This is a genomic window from Myxococcus guangdongensis, from assembly GCF_024198255.1.
GTDB classification, from domain to species: domain Bacteria; phylum Myxococcota; class Myxococcia; order Myxococcales; family Myxococcaceae; genus Myxococcus; species Myxococcus guangdongensis.
On sequence record NZ_JAJVKW010000003.1, the window covers coordinates 166,777 to 185,364 of the forward strand.

General features: G+C 70.6%; 12 protein-coding genes. 6 read left to right on the forward strand and 6 right to left on the reverse strand.

The annotated features are described in order from the left end of the window. Window positions 1–139: 139 nt before the first annotated feature. The 3 genes from LXT21_RS10105 to LXT21_RS10115 are packed head-to-tail and all read left to right on the forward strand — an operon-like array spanning window position 140 to window position 3,291. Entirely contained in the window at window positions 140–2,041 is a 1,902-nt protein-coding gene (locus LXT21_RS10105; protein ID WP_254037909.1) for a lipase maturation factor family protein, read from the forward strand. Window positions 2,042–2,049: 8 nt separating this feature from the next. Then, complete coding sequence (locus LXT21_RS10110) at window positions 2,050–2,412, forward strand: hypothetical protein (RefSeq protein ID WP_254037910.1); 363 nt, start codon at window positions 2,050–2,052, stop codon at window positions 2,410–2,412. A 42-nt stretch (window positions 2,413–2,454) separates the two neighbouring features. Then, window positions 2,455–3,291, forward strand: a complete 837-nt coding sequence (locus LXT21_RS10115; RefSeq protein WP_254037911.1) for an Ig-like domain-containing protein — start codon at window positions 2,455–2,457, stop codon at window positions 3,289–3,291. Window positions 3,292–3,366: 75 nt separating this feature from the next. Here the strand turns inward: LXT21_RS10115 and traB are convergent, their stop codons facing one another. From traB to LXT21_RS10135, 4 genes are all read right to left on the reverse strand, one after another. Continuing rightward, complete coding sequence (traB, locus tag LXT21_RS10120; protein WP_254037912.1) at window positions 3,367–4,989, reverse strand: outer membrane exchange protein TraB; 1,623 nt, start codon at window positions 4,987–4,989, stop codon at window positions 3,367–3,369. Next, on the reverse strand, window positions 4,986–7,169 hold the full coding sequence (traA, locus tag LXT21_RS10125) for an outer membrane exchange protein TraA family protein (protein ID WP_254037913.1): 2,184 nt from the start codon (window positions 7,167–7,169) through the stop codon (window positions 4,986–4,988). The genes traB and traA overlap by 4 nt, the downstream gene beginning before the upstream one ends. A gap of 221 nt (window positions 7,170–7,390) precedes the next feature. Then, window positions 7,391–8,461, reverse strand: coding sequence for a hypothetical protein (locus LXT21_RS10130; protein ID WP_254037914.1), 1,071 nt, complete (start codon window positions 8,459–8,461; stop codon window positions 7,391–7,393). Between the two features lie 126 nt (window positions 8,462–8,587). Then, entirely contained in the window at window positions 8,588–10,333 is a 1,746-nt protein-coding gene (locus LXT21_RS10135) for a GTPase (RefSeq protein ID WP_254037915.1), read from the reverse strand. Between the two features lie 118 nt (window positions 10,334–10,451). Between LXT21_RS10135 and LXT21_RS10140 the strand changes: the two genes are divergently transcribed. Next, window positions 10,452–11,822: a thioredoxin family protein gene (locus LXT21_RS10140; protein WP_254037916.1), complete on the forward strand. Its 1,371-nt coding sequence runs from the start codon at window positions 10,452–10,454 to the stop codon at window positions 11,820–11,822. A 12-nt stretch (window positions 11,823–11,834) separates the two neighbouring features. Here LXT21_RS10140 and LXT21_RS10145 read toward each other — a convergent pair whose 3' ends face one another. Beyond that, window positions 11,835–13,010 carry a metallophosphoesterase gene (locus LXT21_RS10145; RefSeq protein ID WP_407666975.1) on the reverse strand — a complete coding sequence of 392 codons (1,176 nt, stop codon included), beginning with the start codon at window positions 13,008–13,010 and terminating at the stop codon, window positions 11,835–11,837. A gap of 34 nt (window positions 13,011–13,044) precedes the next feature. Continuing rightward, on the reverse strand, window positions 13,045–14,169 hold the full coding sequence (locus LXT21_RS10150) for a response regulator transcription factor (protein ID WP_046716674.1): 1,125 nt from the start codon (window positions 14,167–14,169) through the stop codon (window positions 13,045–13,047). Window positions 14,170–14,656: 487 nt separating this feature from the next. Here LXT21_RS10150 and LXT21_RS10155 point away from each other — a divergent pair, with 487 nt between their 5' ends. Both LXT21_RS10155 and LXT21_RS10160 read left to right on the forward strand, forming a co-directional pair. Further along, window positions 14,657–15,457 (forward strand): hypothetical protein, encoded by an 801-nt coding sequence (locus tag LXT21_RS10155; RefSeq protein ID WP_254037918.1) that lies wholly within the window; start codon window positions 14,657–14,659, stop codon window positions 15,455–15,457. Continuing rightward, a complete protein-coding gene (locus tag LXT21_RS10160) occupies window positions 15,454–18,405 on the forward strand; it encodes a lipoprotein N-acyltransferase Lnb domain-containing protein (RefSeq protein ID WP_254037919.1) in 2,952 nt (983 codons plus the stop codon). The genes LXT21_RS10155 and LXT21_RS10160 overlap by 4 nt, the downstream gene beginning before the upstream one ends. Window positions 18,406–18,588: the final 183 nt, after the last annotated feature.

Genomic DNA, 18,588 nt, shown 5'->3' on the forward strand with positions numbered 1-18,588 from the left:
GAGAAGCTAGGCACCCCCCGGCGATGTCCAGGGGGCACTGGCTCTTCCCGCTCGCCCGCCCGGCACCCCGGCCCTGGAGCGGCCAACGTCCGAGTCGCGCAGACGGGCCTCCCGCCCTGGGCGCGCCCATGCTTCGTTCATGGTGGGTTCACACACGCTCGACCAGCAGCCCTCGCTGCTCTTGTACGACGCGGACTGTGGCTTCTGCCGCCGTTGGGTGGCGCGGTGGAAGCAGCGCAGCGACGGGAGCGTCCGTTTCGTACCCGGGCGGAGCTGGCTGCTCCTGCTGCTCGGCATTCCCCGACGGAACATGCGTCGCGCCACGCAGTTGGTGGAGCCCTCGGGACGGGTGACGCAGGGGGCGGAGGCGGTCTTCCGCGCGCTCGCCCGGTCGCCGCGCTGGCTGACACGCGGCATGGCGAAGCTGGGGTTGCTGCCCGGCATGCTGGGCATGTCACAGGTCGTCTATGGCGTCATCGCGCGCAACCGCCGCGCGGCTTCGCGGGTGGACCGCTGGCTCTTCGGGAGCACGGTGGTTCCCCGTGATGACCGCTGGGTGCGCTGGCTCTTCCTGCGGCTGACGGGAGGCGTGTTCCTCATCGCGTTCACCTCGCTGCGGCCGCAGGTGCTGGGACTGTTCGGGGCGCGCGGCATCCGTCCCGTGAAGGACCTCGTCGGGTCGGCGCTGCGCGAGCAACCGGCGCTCGAGCGCTGGAGACAGCTCCCCACCGTGTTCTGGTTCGACGCCTCCGACGCCGCGCTGGTGCGGGGCTGTCGAGCGGGGCAGCTGCTCTCGCTCGCCGTCATCTTCGACGTCGCGCCTCGTAGCGCGCTGGCGCTGTTGTGGGGCCTGTATCTCTCGTATGCGGCGGTGGGGCGTGAGTTCCTCTCGTTCCAGTGGGATGTCCTGCTGTTGGAGATGGGCCTGTTGTCCGCGCTCACCGCGCCCCCGGGTGTGAGGCCGGGGTTGGGGCGCGCATCGCCCACGTCGCTGGAGGTGTTCCTCTTCCGGCTGCTCGTGTTCCGGCTCTACTTCGGCTCGGGGCTGAGCAAGTGGCAGTCCGGAGACAGGACCTGGCGCGAGCTGACCGCATGTCGGCACTACTACGAGACCGCGCCCCTGCCCACACGCGGCGGATGGTACGCGCACCATCTGCCCATGAGCCTGCAGCGTGCGTCGACGGCGGCGGTGCTCGCGATGGAAGTGGCGCTGCCGCCGCTCGTGTTCGCGCCGCGTCGTCCGAGGCAGCTGGCCCTCGGTGCGTTCTCCGCGCTCCAGCTCGCCATCATGGCCACGGGCAACTACGGCTTCTTCAACGTGCAATCGCTGGTGCTCGGCCTGTGGCTCCTGGACGACGCGAGCTTGAGGCGGATGGTCCCCTCCCTGCGGGAGCCTCCGCTTCCCTCGCGGAGCAGGGAGGGCTGGAGCAAGGTACTGGCCGGCCCGTTGTTGGTGCTCGGCGCGGCGGACATCCTCCTGCGGTTCGAGCGAAGCGCGCGTCTCCCGGAGCGGGTCCAGCGTTCACTGTCGTGGCTGCGCGGGTGCGCGCGTCCGCTGCGCGCGGTGAATCGCTATGGCCTCTTCAGCGTGATGACGGTGGAGCGGCCCGAAATCGTCGTCGAGGGCTCTCGCGACGGAGCGCACTGGGAGCCCTATGGCTTCCGCTACAAGGTCGACGATGTCACCCAGCCGCCCGCGCAGGTGGCGCCGCATCAGCCCCGGCTCGACTGGCAGATGTGGTTCGCCGCGCTGGGCTCTCCGCCGAGCTGGTTCGTCATGTTCCTGGCGCGACTGCTGGAGGGTTCGCCCGAGGTGCTGTCCCTGCTCGCGCGAAATCCCTTCCCGGATGCGCCTCCCCGCCAGGTGCGCGCGGTGCTGTACGACTACCGGATGACGGACCTGGAGGAGCGTCGACGCACGGGCGCGTGGTGGATGCGTGAGCGGCGGGGCCTGTACGTCCAACCGTTGGCCCTCGCGCCGGGAGGCCCCGCGCCGGGTGGTGTCCCTCGCCTGCGCTGGTTGGCGCCCGATACGGCTTAGCGGCGCTGGTGGTGCGGCTGTTCACCTCGGTGGCGGGCTCCTATCCGGTGGGGACGCGGGTGCGCCTCTCGGGCGGGCAGCTCGGCGTGGTGATGGACGTCCCCTCGGACGCGGCCCAGGCGACCAGGCTCCGGGTGAAGGTCATCCAGGGCGCGGGACGCATGAAGGCGGACTCCGTGGTCGACCTCGCGGAGCCCGGCCTGCGGCCGAACATCGTCGCGTCCCTGGACTCCACCGAGACGTCCCGCGCTTCCTCTTCGCCTGAGGGCCACGGAGCCGCTGGGGGCGGGAGGATACCGCCTGTCTGGACGGGTGCTCCCGCCTCGGACTCGATGCACGTGGTTCCCACGAAGGACGGCGAGCGTGGTTAAGATGGGCTCTGCTCCCACCTCGTTACCGTTGTCGACGCCGCCGTGAAGACGCCGCGCATTCCTTTTCGTTCCGTCCTCCTCGTCGTGGTCCTCGGGCTCCTGAGCGCCTGCGGTCCGACGCCCGAGTCACTGACCTTCCAGCCGCTGGAGTCCCAGTTCCTGCGCACGCCCGGGCAGAGCGTGAAGCTGGACTACGTCGTCATCGACACGGAGGGCGAACGCATGCGCGAACCGAAGCTGCGTTGGACCAGCTCCGCGCCGGACGTGGCCCTGGTCCAGGACGGCGTGATGACGGTGCGCAAGTCCGGCAAGACGGTCATCGGCGTGACGGGCGGCAAGGTGCGCGAGGCCCTCACCCTGGACCTGGTCATCCTCAACTCGCTGGACGTGCGCGCTCCAGGCGCGGACTTCCTGGAGGTGGGGCGCACCATCAAGCTGCGCGTGGTGGCTCGCAACGAGCAGGGCGCCTCGCTCCAGAACGCCACGCCGGAGTTCCGCTCGTCGGACGAGTCGGTGGCGAGGGTGGAGGACGGGCAGGTGGTGGCGGTGAAGCCCGGCTCGGCCACGGTGAGCGCGAGCCTGGGACATCTGGCGCGCCACATCGCGGTGCAGGTGGTGCCCGCGGACTTCGCGAGGCTCGGGCTGAACCTGACGCATCATCAGTTCCAGCGGCGGGGGCAGTCGGTGTTGCTGCTCGCGCGGGCCTTCAACCGCAACGGCGTGGTGCTCGACAGCGTGCCGCTGGAGTGGTTCACCTCGGATGCGTCCGTGGTGTCGGTGTCCCGGGATGGCCGCGTGACGGCCGTGGGCTCGGGGCGCGCCGTCGTCTCCGTGGTCGCCGGTCGCCGTCGCTCCGCCGCGGAGTTCGTCGTCCCCTGACGCGAGGGGCGTGAAGCCCAGGCGCGGGCACGGGGAGCGAAATCCCACGTGCCCGCGAGCGGTGACGGCTCGGGCCTACCGCTTCGGCGCGGGAGGCTTGGTGCCCTGCTGCCGCTGCCGGGGGCGCTTGCCCTTCTTGTCCAGGTCCTCCGGGCAGGGAGGACGGGGACCGTCGCTCGGCGGCTGGATGGTGAACTCGACGCGGCGGTTGAGCGCCATGCCCTCCTCGGTCGCGTTGTCGGACAGCGGGCGGCTGCGCCCGAAGCCCTGCGAGCACACGCGCTCGGCCGCCACGCCCGTCTCCACGAGGAAGCGCATGACGCTGGCTGCGCGACGACGCGACAGGTCCAGGTTGTACGCGTCGCTCGCGCGAGCGTCCGTGTGACCTTCCACCAGCACGCGGTCCATCTCCGGGTTCTCGTTCATCACCCGGGCGACCTCCTCGAGGATGGGGAACGACTCCGAGAGGATGACGTCCTGGTCCGTGGCGAAGTTCACCTGCTCGAGGATGACAATCTTGTTCTTCTCCCGGCGGGCCAGGGGGCACCCGTAGCGGCCGCGGCCACCGGCGGGCTCGTCGGGGCACTGGTCGAGCCGGTCCACGACGCCGTCGCTGTCGCGGTCCGTGTCCGGGCAGCCGGCGTTCTCCACCGGTCCGGGCACGTCCGGGCACTTGTCTCCCGCCCCAATCACGGAGTCCCCATCCGGGTCGACCGGCGGCGGGGGCGGAGGAGGTGGCTCGGGCGGCTCCTTGAAGCGCTCCAACGCCTCCCACTCGCGCGTCTTCGCCGGAATCCAGATGATGGACGTGAAGAAGCTCAGCGTCGGCGAGGCCAGCGAGCACCCGCAGCCCGCGCCACCGCCGAAGGTGAACGTCACGCCGGTGGAGCTGTACCAGCGCAGACCGATGAGCAACTCCGCGGGAATCTGTCGCTCCGCGCCGGGCGCCTTCTTCAGCCCCACCGCGCCGTTCACCGCGCCGAGCGCCGTGATTCCGCTGCCGCGCAGGATGGGGACCTCGGCGCCCAGGCCGAAGGGCGCCATGTCACCGAGCGCCACGCCGTCGAAGACGCGGTCCGGCCGTTTCCAGAAGCCGCCGTTGAGCGCCAGGAGGATGCCGTTGCCGAAGCGGTAGTCGAGCACGAGGCCCGGTGCCCACGTCATCTCGCCATCACCCGCGAACGCGTCCTGTGCGCCCGTGGGGAAGCTCACGTTGAGCGTCATCGCGGCGCCCCAGCCCTTGCCCTCGGCGGGGCGGCGCATTCCGGGGATGGCCACCTTGCCGGTGAGGCGCAGGTCGCCGAGCACGAAGCTCTCCACGCTGCCCTCGGTGCCGATGACCTCCAGGTTCTGTCCGCCCTGCGCGAGGATGAGCGGCAGGTCCACGCCGAACTCGGCCCAGTCGAACAGGCCCACCATGGCCATGACGTCCAGCTGGAGCCGGTTGCCGACGAGGCTGATCTTCTCGAGGTCTCCGCCCTCGGGGACGAGCGTGAGGGGGTTGAGCGAGTAGCTCAAGTAGGGCCCCGCGGCCACGGACAGGTGCGACAGCGGACGGGATTGGGTGACGACGACCAAGTCCTGGGGCGCGGCGGACGGGCGGAACAACTGCACGTCGAAGCGGGCGTCCGGCTGGGCGGAGGCGATGCTGGCCCCTCCCAACGCCAGGAGGAGGAGCGGCAGATGGAAGGGTTTCATCGGACGCGGCGGTGGGAGCGCAGGAGCAGGAGACCCGCGGCGAGCAGGAAGAGGATGGTGGCGCTGCCGGCCGGCGTGGCGTCTTCGGTGGTACCGCAGCAGAAGGCGCCGCCCTGAGGGTCGGTGCCGGGCTTGCGACGGCCCCGCTCGCACTGCTGTGTCTTGGCGGAGCAGTGCTGGACTCCGAGGCAGTCGTTGCTGTCCTCGCAGGACTCGGAGCAGGTCTTGTTCGCGGTGTCGCACGTCCCGCCGCAGGGGCAGTGGGCGTCGGCGAAGCACTCCACGCAGGAGGCGCCGTCGCAGACGAGGCCCGCGTCGCATGTCACCGCGCAGGCGCCGGCGTTCTCGCAGGTGCGCGTGGTGGGGTTGCACTGGCCGCTGCCGCAGTCGTCGTTGTTGCGACAGCCCACGCAGGCGCTGTTCTGGACCGAGCCGTCGGAGAGGCAGAAGGGCGCGTCCACGTCGCAGGCCTCGCAGCGTGAGCCGCAGTGTCGGTCGGTCGTGCAGGAACTGCATTCACCGCTGAGGCAGAACTGGCCGTCACCGCACTCGAGGTCGGTGCGGCACTGGACGCAGACCTGGCCGTCGAGACAGAAGGGGCGCTCGCCGGGGCACTTGGCGCACGAGGGACCGCAGGCCTCGGCGGTGTTGCAGTCGGGGATGGAGGTGACGCAGGTGCCGTTGAGCGGATCGCACTTCTGACCCTCGGCGCACTGGTCATCGGTGGTGCATTCTACACACGAGGGCGAGGCGCCGGGCGTCAGGGCCGCGCACTGGGTGCCATTGGGGCAGCAGTTGCAGGAGTTGCCCGCGCAGGCGTCATTGGTGGCGCAGGGGCCGCACTGGTGATTGTTGCAGACCTCTCCGCGAGGGCATTGCGAGTCATTGTTGCACTCGCGGCACTCGTGGAGGTCGGTCGCGCAGACCTGACCGTTGGGGCAGTGGGCGTCCTCGGTGCAGGGGACGCAGGTGGCGGTGGGCTCGTCGCAGACGGTGCTCCCCGGGCAGTCGCCGTCATCATTGCAGCCTGAGCACTGGTTGGTCGCGGGGTCACAGCGGCCGGTGTCCGGGCAGTCCTCGTCGTCGTTACAACCGCGGCACGTGTTGTCGGTCAGGTCACAGCGGCCGTTCGGGCACTGTGAGTCCTCAGTGCAGGCCACGCACTGGGTGACGCCGTTGAGGTTGGCGCAGTAGGGGGAAGAGGGGCCGCAGCGGGTGCAGGACGCGCCGCAGAAGAGCGCGGAGTCACAGGGGGCGCAGAGCGCTGCGCTGTTGCAGTAGTAGGAGGAACCGCAGGTGCTGTTGCCCTGGGAGTTCGCGTCCGCGCGGTTGCACTGCTCACAGCGATTGGGGGAACCGGCGTACGCGGGGAGGCCGTTCTCCGTCTGGAAGAACTGTGTCGGCTTGAGCAGTTGGAAGCCATTGTCTTCTAGGCTGACGATCGGCGGCTGATTCGCGGCCCGTTCGAAGTCGGTAAACGCTCCCTGATGCATCGACAGCTCAAGCGCCGCGTGTTCGCTGACCTGGGCGTAGATGATCTCCACGGCATAGAGACCCGCCACGGTGAAGGTCACGGAGTTCGTGGTCCTCCACGTTGGGAGGCCGAGCTGTGGAGGGCGATTGATGACTGTATAAGATCGCGCTCGGTCGTAGATGACGAAGCTGACGGCGTCATCCGCGTAGAATCCAAGGTGAAGCGGCTGCCCGACGGAATCCTCTCGGATGTTCAGATAGCCGCGGAAACGCGACACGAAGGGCGTGAACGCATCGCCATCGTTGACGACATTGAAACTGCATCCGCCCGTGGAGCATCCGGCGGAGGGGACAGCGCTCACGAAGTCGCCGAAGCTCAGTGTTCGACCGTCGTTGAGATTGTTCGATAGGTCGAAATCCGTCCGCAGCACGGTCGATACGCGGTTCTGCCTGCTGGTCGGCTCCTCGAAGAACCCGTTGATGACGTCGATGTACGTGCCCCGACTCTGGGGGAACTCATTGACGGCCCTCGTCCACACATTGGACGCGACACACAGGCCCTGTCCGTTCTCGTTCAGTGCGGGGACGATGGGCGGCCCGGAGACGACGACGTCGGGTAGCTTCTGGCCCCAGGCAGGGGAAGCCAGGAGGCACACCGATAGGACGGCGAGCGCGAGCCGCTCGATATTGAACAAGAGGGATTTCAAGGCTGCGCCAGCATGCTGGAACCCTCTGACAAACTCAAATCCCCGGACACACGGGCCCTCAGGCGGAGATGTGACGTGACAGGTCAGGTGTTCCCGAGCTGACCTGAACCCCAACTCCGGCGTGGATGTGTCAGATAACCGGAAGAGTTGGAAATCCCGCGTCCCGGCGTGTGCGCCCGAATCCTACGCGGGACGGACGTCCCCGCTGCGTCCCGGAAATGTCACGCCCGCCGGCAGGCCACATCCCCATCTTGCGAGCGGATGAACGCGGCGGTCAGCTCGGTGCCCACGGCCGCGCCCAGGACCTCATAGGTGCGTCGCCGCGCGCCGCCGACCACGGAGGGCTCGTGCGCGAGCGACTCCGGGTGTCGCACGAAGATGTTGTACCCCACGATGCAACCATCGGCGCGCAGTACCGTGATTCCATCCGTGGCCATCATCCCGCGCAACAGCTGTCCCGTGGCACGCACCGCCGTCGCCGCCGAGAACGTCGCGTCCCCGTGGTAGCGGTCCAGCAGCGCCACCACGTCCAGCGGCCGAGGCAGCACGATGCCATCCACGAACAGCGTGGAGCCCGCGCGCTCGCGAGGCAGCACCGCCACCAGCGTCCCGTGTGACGTCTGCATCACCTCGAACAGCACCCGGCGGAAGAACCCCCGCGCGCGCTCACGGCTGGCGCTCGCCACGCCCTGGGTGATGGCGTCCGCCAGCTCGTCGAGAATCACCGGAGGCGACGCCGACTCCACGCGCGCACCGGACAAATACACGTGCCGACACAGCCCACCGCCAGCGCGCAGCTCCAGCATGTTGTCCGCCAGCTGGAGCACGCCCACGACACCCGCCTGCGCCTCCTCGACCCGGCGCAGCCGCTCCAGCGGTGACTCCGCGAGCGGGAACGGGTCCGTGCGGAAGACGCCGTACGCGAACCCCTCCGGCACCCGCAGCAGGTACAGCGCCCACCACCGCCCCTGCCCCAGCTGCGCGCACTGCTTCAGCGCCCGCTGGATGGTGGCGCGCGTGCGAGGCCCGATGCCGATGGCGATGGGGTCATGCCCGCCCAGCAGCGTGAGCATCCTCGCCAGGTCATCCCCCACGAAGGCCATGGGGAACAGCGGGGCGCCCTCCTCGCGGTAGCGCGAGAGCGTGACGATGAGCTCCCCGATGGAGTCCGCTGTCTGCGCGCACGTCATCCCGGCTTCGTCCAGGAACGTGCCGACGGCGTCGGTCAGCAGGTGGCGGAAGGAGAGGACCGGAGGTGGGGAGCCCGGTGCGTCGGGGTCCGAGCCATTCATGACGGGCTCAGCATGACGCATTGTCGTCGCACACGCACGGGCGGAATATCGCCCGTCCTGCCCGTCCGTCCCGCCCCTTCCTCAGCGTCTCGGTTTCTCCCAGACGAAGAGGGCGACGGCTCGTCCTCACGCCAGCTCGGCCCGGGTCGCCTCAAGGCGCGTCGCGGTGTGGTTCCACTCCTCCGCGAGCCCGTCGAGGTGCCCGAGCACCCCCGAGAAGAATCGCGCCTCCAGCGCCCGGGCCAGCGTGGCGCCGTGCGCGTCCGCCCACTTGCGGGTGACGCGGGCACGCACCTGCGCGCCCAGCAGATCCACGAAGCGCTCCATCAACGGCGTGGACAACAGCGTCCCCGCCCACACCACCGCGTCATGGCCGAAGCCCCCGGTGGCCACCGTCACCACCGCGGCCGCGCCCGAGGGCACCGAGTACACCAGCGTCGTCATCGCCTGGAGCAGCTCCTCGCGCATGCCCCCTTGCAGCTCGGCCGCCACCAGGTCGCGACAGTACGCGTACAGCGTGGCGCGGTCCGCCGCGTGCGCATGCAGGGACTCGAAGCCCAGCGGCTCCTCCAGCTTCGCCAGCGTCACCGGCCCGAAGGACTCCGCCAGCATCGCGCGAGTCGCCGGGTCCCCTCGCCACGCGGCGACCTCCGGCGCGAAGGCGTCCACCAGCCGCCGCACCCCATCCGTCAGCGTCGCGTCCACCGAGCGCGTGGGCGTCTCGGTCCCCTCCGGCTCCGGCCCCGTGAAGGACTGCCGCACCTTGCGGCTCACGTACGTCAGCGCCGTGGCCAGCCCCCGGAACGGCAGCCGCACCCACTTGTGGAACTGACTGCGCGCATCCAGCTCGTCGCGGAACGCATCGATGAGCACGTCCGCGGGCACCGCCTTCAGGGCCGCCGCGGCGCCCACGCCCTCGAGCTCATGACGCAGCCGTTGCCTCAACCGCTCCGGCTCGCTCGCCGCGCGCCCCGCCGCGAGCGCCACCGCGCCCATCTCCGCGCGAGCATCCGCGAGCGAGGCCTCCAACGCCCGGGCCTTCAACTCCCGCGCGTGCTCGGCCTCCCCCAACAGAGAGCTCAGCGCGGGCTTCCCATCCAGCGGCACCGTCGCCAGGGGACGCAAGCCCGCCTCGACCTCCGGCTGGTGCGGCGCCAGGTAGCGCGCGAGCGGCGGGTGACCGACGTCGGCGGCCAGCTTGTCCAGGTGTCCGCGCGCCACCTCCTCGCGAGAGGCCTCGTTGTAGACGAGCAGGTATGGCCGCCCATGGCCCACCGCCGCGCGCAGGAAGTCCACCAGCGCCGCGTTCTGGTACGTCTGCCGGCTCACCACGAACACGAGCACGTCCACCGTGACGAGCAGCGCCTCGGCGCGCTCGCGATTCTCGCGGTACACACTGTCGAAGTCCGGCGTGTCCATGACGAGCAGCCCGCGCGGAACGGCCTCGGCCAGCACCAGGTACAGCCTGCCGGAGGGCCCCGGCTGGTCCACGGGCGCCGACTCGCCCGACGCGACGGGCACCGTGTCGTAGCGGCGCGTGAGGAAGTCCTTCAGCGCGCCCGTCCAGGTCTCCGGGTGGGCCGCCGCCAGACACTGCTTCGTCAGGCCTCCCTCGGGGCGCGCGGGCGACAGCGACGCGCCCACCAGCGCGTTGAACAGCGTGGACTTGCCGACATTGTTGGGGCCGGCGATGGCCACCAGCAGCAGGGGTGCGTCCGCCGAGCCGAGGCGGGGCAGCAAATCCCGACGCAGCCGCTCCGCCAGCCGGCGGGCCAGGTCCGCGTCGGAGGGGTCCGGGAACCGCTCGGCGGAGGGGAGGGCGTCCAGGGCGGACGCGAGCGCGTCACGCAGGGTGTAGGGGTCTCGCATCATCGGAGGAGGTCCGCGCACACCAGAGCATGTGCACGAGCAGGTGCCCAGTTGCTTGCGTGGTGGATGTCAGTTTCGCAGCAGCAGCGAGCGGCGCCATCCCGGGTGTAGGGTTCGCGCCATGCGCACCCTTGTCGCCAGCCTGCTGCTATGGGGGCTCGTCGGCTGCACCGCCGCGAACACGAACACGCCCGTGTCCACGGAAGCGGCGCACGCCGGAGCCCCCCTGCCGTTCATCGAGGATGACTACGCCCGAGCACTCGCGGAAGCGAAGGCGAAGGGGATTCCTCTCTTCGTCGATGTCTGGGCGCCGTGGTGTCACACCTGTCGCTCCATGAAGGCGTACGTCCTGTCGGACAAGTCGCTGGCGAGTCACGCCGACCGCTTCGTCTGGCTGGAGGTGAACACCGACCTGACCCAGAACGCGGCGTTCCAGGAGAAGTTCCCCGTCGAGTTCTGGCCCACGCTGTACGTCATCGACCCGCGCGCGGAGAAGCCGCTCCTGCGCTTCGCGGGCAGCGCCACGGTGTCGCAGTTGGTGAAGCTCTTCGAGGACGGCGAGCGCGCCTACAAGGGCGGCGTCACCGGCGCGGAGGCGCTGCTGGCGCGCGGTGACGCGCTCTATGGCGAGGGCCGTTCGACGGAGGCCGCCGAGGCCCTGACGGAGGCCCTGGCCGAGGCGCCCGCCGACTGGTCCCGCCGCGGCCGCGCGGTGGAGTCACTCCTGACGGCGCTGTACGGCGCGATGCAGGTGGAGCAGTGCGCGAAGAAGGCGGTGGAGTTGCTGCCGGGCACGCCCCGCTCGCTCTCGTATGCCAACGCCGCGATGTTCGGAATGCTGTGCGCGGGGTCCATGCCCGAGGACGCCGCCGGGGTGAAGGAGCTGCGGAGCACGCTGGAGGCCGCGGTGGTGGACGCCATGGGCGCTCCCGTCATCGAGATGTCCGGCGATGACCGCTCGGGCCTCTACGAGGTGCGCTACATGGCGCGCGAGGTGGCCAAGGACGAGGCCGGCAAGAAGGCCCTCGCGCTGGAGTGGATTGCCTTCCTGGAGGCCGAGGCCGCCCGGGCGCCCAACCCGGAAGCCCGCTCCGTCTTCGACTCGCACCGCATGGCGGCGGCCATGAAGCTGGGCACGCCCGAGCGCGCCATCCCCGCGCTGGAGCAGAGCGAGAAGGACCTGCCCAAGGACTACAATCCGCCCGCGCGGCTGGCCACGCTGTACCGCACGGTGGGGCGGCTGGATGACGCGCTCGCCGCGAGCGACCGCGCGTTGGCGCGGGTGCAGGGCTCCCGCAAGCTCAGCGTGATTTCCGGTCGGGTCGACATCCTCATCGCGCGCAAGGACAACGCCGGCGCGGTGAAGACGCTGGAGGACGCCATCACCTTCGCCAAGACGCTGCCCGCCGCGCAGACGTCGCCGCGCATGGTGAGGAACCTGGAGAAGAAGCTCGCCGGTCTCCAGGCCGAGGCCCAGCCCGCGCCCAAGTAGCCCGCGAGAGGTTCAGCGCGCCGTCGTCCGAGCGGCGGCGCGCGTGTCCAGGTCGAACAGCTCGTAGGCCTCGATGGGGCAGTGGCTCATGCCCCCGTCGACGAAGACCATCGCCGCCTGGGTGTCTCGCAAGCCGGGCGGCGCGCCGTGGGCGCAGTCCACCCGAGCCCCATCCGTCACCAGGTGGCGCACCACGCCGTCGCGCGGCGCCAGGTCCGTGACGCCCATCAACTCCAGCACCCGCTTGTCGCGCGTGTGGCCCACCACCTGGGTGAGCCCCGTGGGCAGTCGCCTCGGGTCGAAGCGTCGGCGCGGCGTCTGTCGGGTGCGCTCGGCGTCGTCGGGCTTCAGGCTGGGGCGCTGATAGAAGATGCCCGTGCCCTCGCCTCGCGCGGCGTCGCCCGGCTGGTGCAGGTGGGGCACCTCCAGCGGTCCATCCTTCCACCGCGCCACCGCGTCATCCACCGCGCCGTTGAGCGCGCGCGCCACCGCGTCCGCGTCCGCGCGTCGCTCGGGGGCGAGCCCCACGAGGTCCAGGTCCTCTCGCGTGACGCCCGCGTGGAGCACGACGAGGCCGGGGCCCGCGGCGTGGGCGGTCCGGAAGCGCCGCGTGCGCAGGAGGAACTCCACCCACGTGCGCTGCGGCTCGCGGAAGTTGCCGAAGTCGCGCGCCACCAGCTCCGCGGTGGGCACCTGGGGCCAGCGCGCGAGGAAGGCCTTCTCGCCGGCCTCGTCCGTGTGGCCCTTCTGGTAGACGCGGTCCGCCTCCGCCTGCGCGAGGGTGAAGCTCGCCGCGTCGAAGCCCGCGAGCTCGCCCACGCGGCCCAGGTCATGATTGCCGAGCAGCAGCGTCACCTGGTCCGCCGGGTGCGCGCAGAGCCACGCCACCAGGGCCAGCGCGCTGTCCGCGGCGCGCTGACGCTCCTCGGGCGGACCCCAGTCGAAGTGGTCTCCCACCGAGACCAGCTGGACCTCGGGCAGAAGCCACCCCTCCGTGCTCAGCAGGCCGTGGTGGTCGAGGATGCCCAGCACCTTGTCGAAGTCCGCCTGCGGGTCCCCCATCACGAGGCGACGACGCCGGGGGACGCCATCGGGCGGGGCGGAGAAGGGGCCCGAGTCCAGCGCATGTCGAGCGCGTGCGCGGGCGGCCTGGAGGCGGAGGGCTGCGGAGTCGTTCACTCCGCCCATTGTAGACGCGGGGCCCTCGCGGGCGCGCGCGTCATCAGGACGTCTGGAAGAAGCGCGCGATGAGGGCCGAGCGGCTCTCCACGTGGGCCTTGGCGAGCAGGTGCGTGACGTGGACCTCGACGGTGCGCTCGGCGCAGCCCAGCCGACCGGCGATGGACTTGTTCGTCTCGCCCTGGACGATGTGCGTGAGCACCTCCGACTCGCGAGCGGTGAGCGACCAGCGCGCGGCCAGGGCCTGCACCCGCGCTGCGGCGCTCGAGGCCGTGCCCGTGTCGATGGCCAGGTAGTGCGGAGGCAGCCCCGGCGTGCGCAGCGGCGTGAGCGTCAGCGGGCCCGAACACGGCACCCCCTGTGCGCCCCGGCGCAGCTGCTCCATCAGCTCCGGCTCTCCCCGGTCCAGCCACACGCGGCCCGCGCTGTTGGCGTGCACCACGCGGCCGCTGCGGCTGACCACCCAGGCGGCGCGCCCGAGCGCCTCCATCGCCACCTCCAGCGCGGTGGACATCAACCCCGACTCGCGCAGCCGCGTCTCCATCGTCAGCCGCCGCTGCAGGGCCGGCGTCAGCGCCTGGAGCACGCGCTGCTCGCGCTCGGTGAAGGGCTCCTCGCGCATCAATCCCATCCAGCCCAGCAGCGCGGGGCCCTCGCACACCAGCGTGCGCAGGAAGGCCATGCGCTCCATTCCGAGCTGTCGATACACCGCGCCGGAGCGCACGTTGACGCGGTCTCTCTGCGCCTCCAGCTCCGCCTCGCTCAATCCCAGACGCCGCCCCACTTCATAGGCGGGCAGGTCATGCAAGGGCATCTGCCGCGCCTCGGACTCCTGGAGCGAGCGGAAGTGCAGCGCCCGGTTGCGCTGTGCGGGCGCCGGGCGGGCCGGGTCGTACCAACCCCAAAGACTCTCCCGGTCCGACAGGAAGGTCTCCAGCGCGTCGAAGACCGCCTCCGTCGGCTGCGGGAAACCCGAGCTGTGGGAGTAGCTGACATGGTAGCGGTCAGGTCCCACATCCACGCCGTAGGCCACCGCGCGCTCCGCCTTGAGCGTGTCGCGCAATGCCTCCAGGACCATGGGCAGGGACTCAGACCCCGGCTCTGCTTCGACGAGCAGGGCTTCCAGGTCCGCCAGGATACGCTGTTCCTCGGAATTCAAACGAATCAAGGTATCCTGAGTATACGATGCCAATGAGTGGCTCCCACTATCCCACCCAAGCGTGGAAGTTGTGAGCTGTTGAGCATTGAGCGGCGACATGCCCTGGAGTCTGAGATGTCCGGGTGGAACCCGACATCAGGGGTTCCCCGCATGGTATTCCTATTGCGCTCGAAGAGACAATGAGGGGCAGGCCCACCGGGGGGGAGGGCCTTTCGCGGTAGGTTTCATGTGAGCGCGCGCCGGGGTCGAAAGTCGATGCCCGGCGCGTTGCCCTTGAACCCCGCACCTCCCACCGCGTAGCGCCCGACGCACTTCCTGGGACACCTGCTTCGCGCCTGGGGCCTGTCCTGGCCCCCAAGGCCGCGAAACATCATGTGCTCCAGGCTCGGCACGTCACTGGCTAACTGATTCATGGAAATGAATTCCTTCCGTGAGATTGCACGGTGTCTCGTCATGCATTCACGGCGAACGAATGCTCATTCATGAGGTGTCTGGAATGACGACCAAGGGCTCGGTGGGTGCGTTGGGAATGGTGGTGTTGTTGGCGGTGATGGGGTGCAGGACTCCCGGGGCGATGGGAAGTGGCGGGATGAGCGCGTCGGACGGCTCGTCGGACGGTTCGGGTTCCGGCTCGGGCTCGGGGGACTCGTCGAACGGGTCTGGTGACTCGTCGAATGGTTCGGGGGATTCGTCGAATGAGTCGGGGGACTCGAGCGGGAAGACCACGCACAGCTCGGAGGAGGGAGGCTCCAGCGAGTCGCGCTCCAGTGACCGCAGCGAGACGGGGACGAGCGAGTCGGAGAGTGGTGGGGAGGGCAAGGCGTCGCGCTCGGAGACGAGCAACAGCGACAACAAGGATGGGCGCGTGGTGTCGGCGACGACGGTGGCGGCCACGGTGATTGGGCTGGGCGTGGTCATCTGGCGCGTCGTGGCGGCGGCCGAGCGGCGCAAGGGGCCTCCTCCCGAGGAGGTGGGGCGCGCCGCGCAGGTGTACTTGCGGTCGAGGACGCACCAACTGCGCGAGGACCTGGCGCTGGGCGCGGGTCCGACGGTGGAGGACCTGGCCGCGGCGGCGAGCATCCGGCGGGAGAACCTGCCGACGTTCGGCAAGCTGTTGCGAGCGAACCGGCGTGAGCTGTTGGCGATGGCGGACACGCGGATGCTCACGCCCGAGCGCGCGCTGGCGTGGCTGGCGAGGGTGGGGGAGCTGGCGCGAACGGACCCGAGGCTCGATGAGGACCGACGCGCGTTCCTCGCCGTTCATGGTGAGGAGGTGACCGCGGAGGTGGTGCGGTGAGCCGCCACGCGGTGTGGCTCGTGGTGCTCCTCGCGTTGCCCGCGTGGGCCCGCGCGGACGAGACGGTGAACGAGGGTACCGCGACGCGAGTCGCCGCACGGAAGAGTGAGCGCGCTCCCGAGGGAGCGAGTGTGCCGGCGAGCGAACTCGCCACCTCGGGAGAGGGCCCTGCGGCGAGCGAGGTTGCCTCGGCGCCAGGTGTTTCCCTGGACGAGGACTCACTGGCGGCCCGTGTCCACGCTTTGTCCCGTGCGGGGCTGGTGCTGCGAGACGCCGCGGCACGAGACGCGCTCCTCGTGCGGGAGGTGGAGGCGGGACTCCAGTCACTGCCGCCCGCGATGCGTCGTTTCCCGGGCGGCCCGCTGGAGCTGATGCTCCACGCCGAGCCCGCGCCACTGGGCCTGGGAGACGGAACGGAAGCACGGCCTGACTGGTCCGATGGGCACGCACGCTTCCATCTCTACCGGTACGCACCGTCCCAGGACCGCCGTGCCACGCTGCGCCTGTCCCGACTGACGGATGAGGAATCGGAGCGACTGTGGCGCCGTCGCGCGGTGGTGCACGCGGTGACGCAGCGCTGGGAAGATGTCTTCGCATGGAGTCGCGAGACACGGTGGCGCCGCCTGTCCGGCTGGATGAAGCCCTTCGAGCGTCCCCTGGTCTGGAAGGAGCAGGCGCGTCTGCACTATGCGGGCGCCTTCAGTCGCGAGCGGGGTCAGCACAGCGCGGCCCTGGACCTGGTGACATTCGCCGAGGAGCTGTTCGTCCCCGTGGAGTCCCTGCGTCAGGACGCGCTGTCGGTGGACGAACAGGTGCGCTGCCAGGAGTTCTCCAAGACGCGCGCGCTGACGGAGTTGCTCGAGTCCTCGGGCCTGGGCGCATGGCCCGTGCGAGCACCCTGTCCCGCCTTCGATGCCTGGGCCGAGCGCGACCTGCTCTCCCACCTCGAGGTGCTCATGGTCGCCGCCACCGGGCGACAGCCCGAGTCCCTCTTCGGACACCTGCTCCTGCGTCCGGTGTGGCGCGAGGGCGCCCAGGTACGGGGCCCCTCCTTCGAGCGCGTGGTGCAGCTCGTGGCCCTCACCGGCATGGAGCCCAGGGGCTTGAGCTACGTGGTGAAGGGGATGACGGGGAGCTACGACACCGTCTTCCTCACCGGCACGCTGGGAGACCTGGCGCACGAGTCACTGGAGCTCGAGCAGCGCACCATCCGTCGCTTCCGCCTTCGCCTGACCCACGGCGAGGAGACACGGATGCTCGAGCGCATCTGGGAGCTCGAGCGGCGCGGGTACATGGGCTACTACTTCTTCACCGACAACTGCGCGAGCGCGCTGCTCTTCCTGCTCAACGGCGTCCTCGAGAATGAGCGTCAGGTGCGCCCGCCCGGACTCATGTGGGTCCTGCCCTCGGCCACGCTGGACGCGCTCGCGAAGCTGGAGGTCCTGGGCAAGGAAGGCCCCGCGGGCCCACTCCTGGAGCTCATTCCGGATGCCTTCGAGTCCACGGGAGAGCGCGCCGCGAGAGCGGACAAGACGCGCCGCGAGGCCCTGGAGTCGCTCTCAGGACACGTGGACGCGCGCCCCCTGTCGCGCCTCCTCTCGCTCCACGCGCAGGTGCAATCCCGAGAGCCCGAGGTCCGAGGTGAAGCCTACGCCGCGTTGCCGCAAGTCGTGACCGCGGTGCTCGACACCGCGACACCCTCCGCGCGCGCCACCGTACGCCAGACGCTCCACGCCTATGTCGCGCACGCGGTGCGAGTCGAGCGCGCGGCGGTGGACCGCATGGACGGTGAGCGGCTGCGAATCGAACGTCAGCGACTGCTGGCCCTGAAGACGCCCGTGGCCGGCTCGGCCGAGGCGGGGATTCGCGAGCGCCAGAGGGTCTTCGAGCGAGAGGACGCGCTCCAGCGCAAGCTCGCGGTGCTGGACCGCACGGCGCTGCTGCAACAGGCCCTGGCCACCGCGCCGCGTCGTCCGCCGACGCCCGAGGAGCTGAAAATCCTCGTCCGCGCCGAGCGCACCGAGGCTGCCTTCATCCGCGCCACCGACGCACAGGGCGCGCTCAACGAGGGGGTGTTCGCGGACGTGGACGCGGTCGCCTTCCTCGGCGAGGACCGTCGGCGCAAGGTGGCGGACGAGACGCGCTGGGCGGCCTCGGCGCCGCGCGAGTCGGGCGCGGCTCGCACGGTGGTGAGCGTGGGCGTGGGCTTCCCCGACACGGGCGCCGTGCGTCCCCTGGTCAGCGTGCGCACCGCGGGCCTCGCGGAGGCGCTGGGCGACGCGCGCCAGCACGGCTTCCAGGCGAGCAGCGAGCTGCGGGTCCTCGACGGCGAGCTGTCCCTGGAGCCGCGCTGGGGACCGCCGCGCGTGGTGTCCACGGACATGACGCTGGTGGGCTATCGCACGCTGCAACGAGAGCCGCTCGCGCTGCGTCGCTCCGCGTGGGACTCGCTGGGCTGGGGCGCGGAGGCGCGCGTCGCCTCGGACACGACGCGCGCGGAGCCCTACCGCGCCACCGTGCAGGCCGAGGCGCTGGTGGTCATCGACGAGGCGGCGCGCTTCTCGCGCTTCACGGCGGTGGGCGTGGGCGGGCTCGCGAGGATGCACTGGAGTCAGACATCCCTCGCGCCCGCGGCGGGGCCTCGCTTCTCATTGACCCATCGCACGGGGCTGCCGGGCTCCGGCGCCAACGCGGTGCGCCTGGAAGCCGCCTACGCGCCCACCTGGCGCCTGGGCGACGCGCGCCTCACGCACGAGGCGGGCGCGTGGCTCCAGGTCGAATGGTGGCTGGGGCGCGCGGGGCCCTTCGGCGTGCTGCTCACTCCTCGCGCACAGGCCCGGTGGGAGGGCTCACTCGCTCCACCGTCACGTCGGGATTCACCCGCACCGTCGACGTGGTGGTCCGGTACGTCGGACCGTCGGCTGCTAGTCGGGGTGGAGTTGCGCTGAGGTCCTCGGTGAACAGGGGCCGGCTGGCCGCGCCCGTCACGGCGCCGATGAGCGTGCCGATGACATAGAGCGCCGTCCAACCCGCGAAGCCGAGGCCGGAGAAGAAGCGCAGCGAGTTGTTCCCAGCCATGAACGAGAGCCCCGTGAGCAGGGCGGGCACGGCGATGGAGCTGACCACCCCCG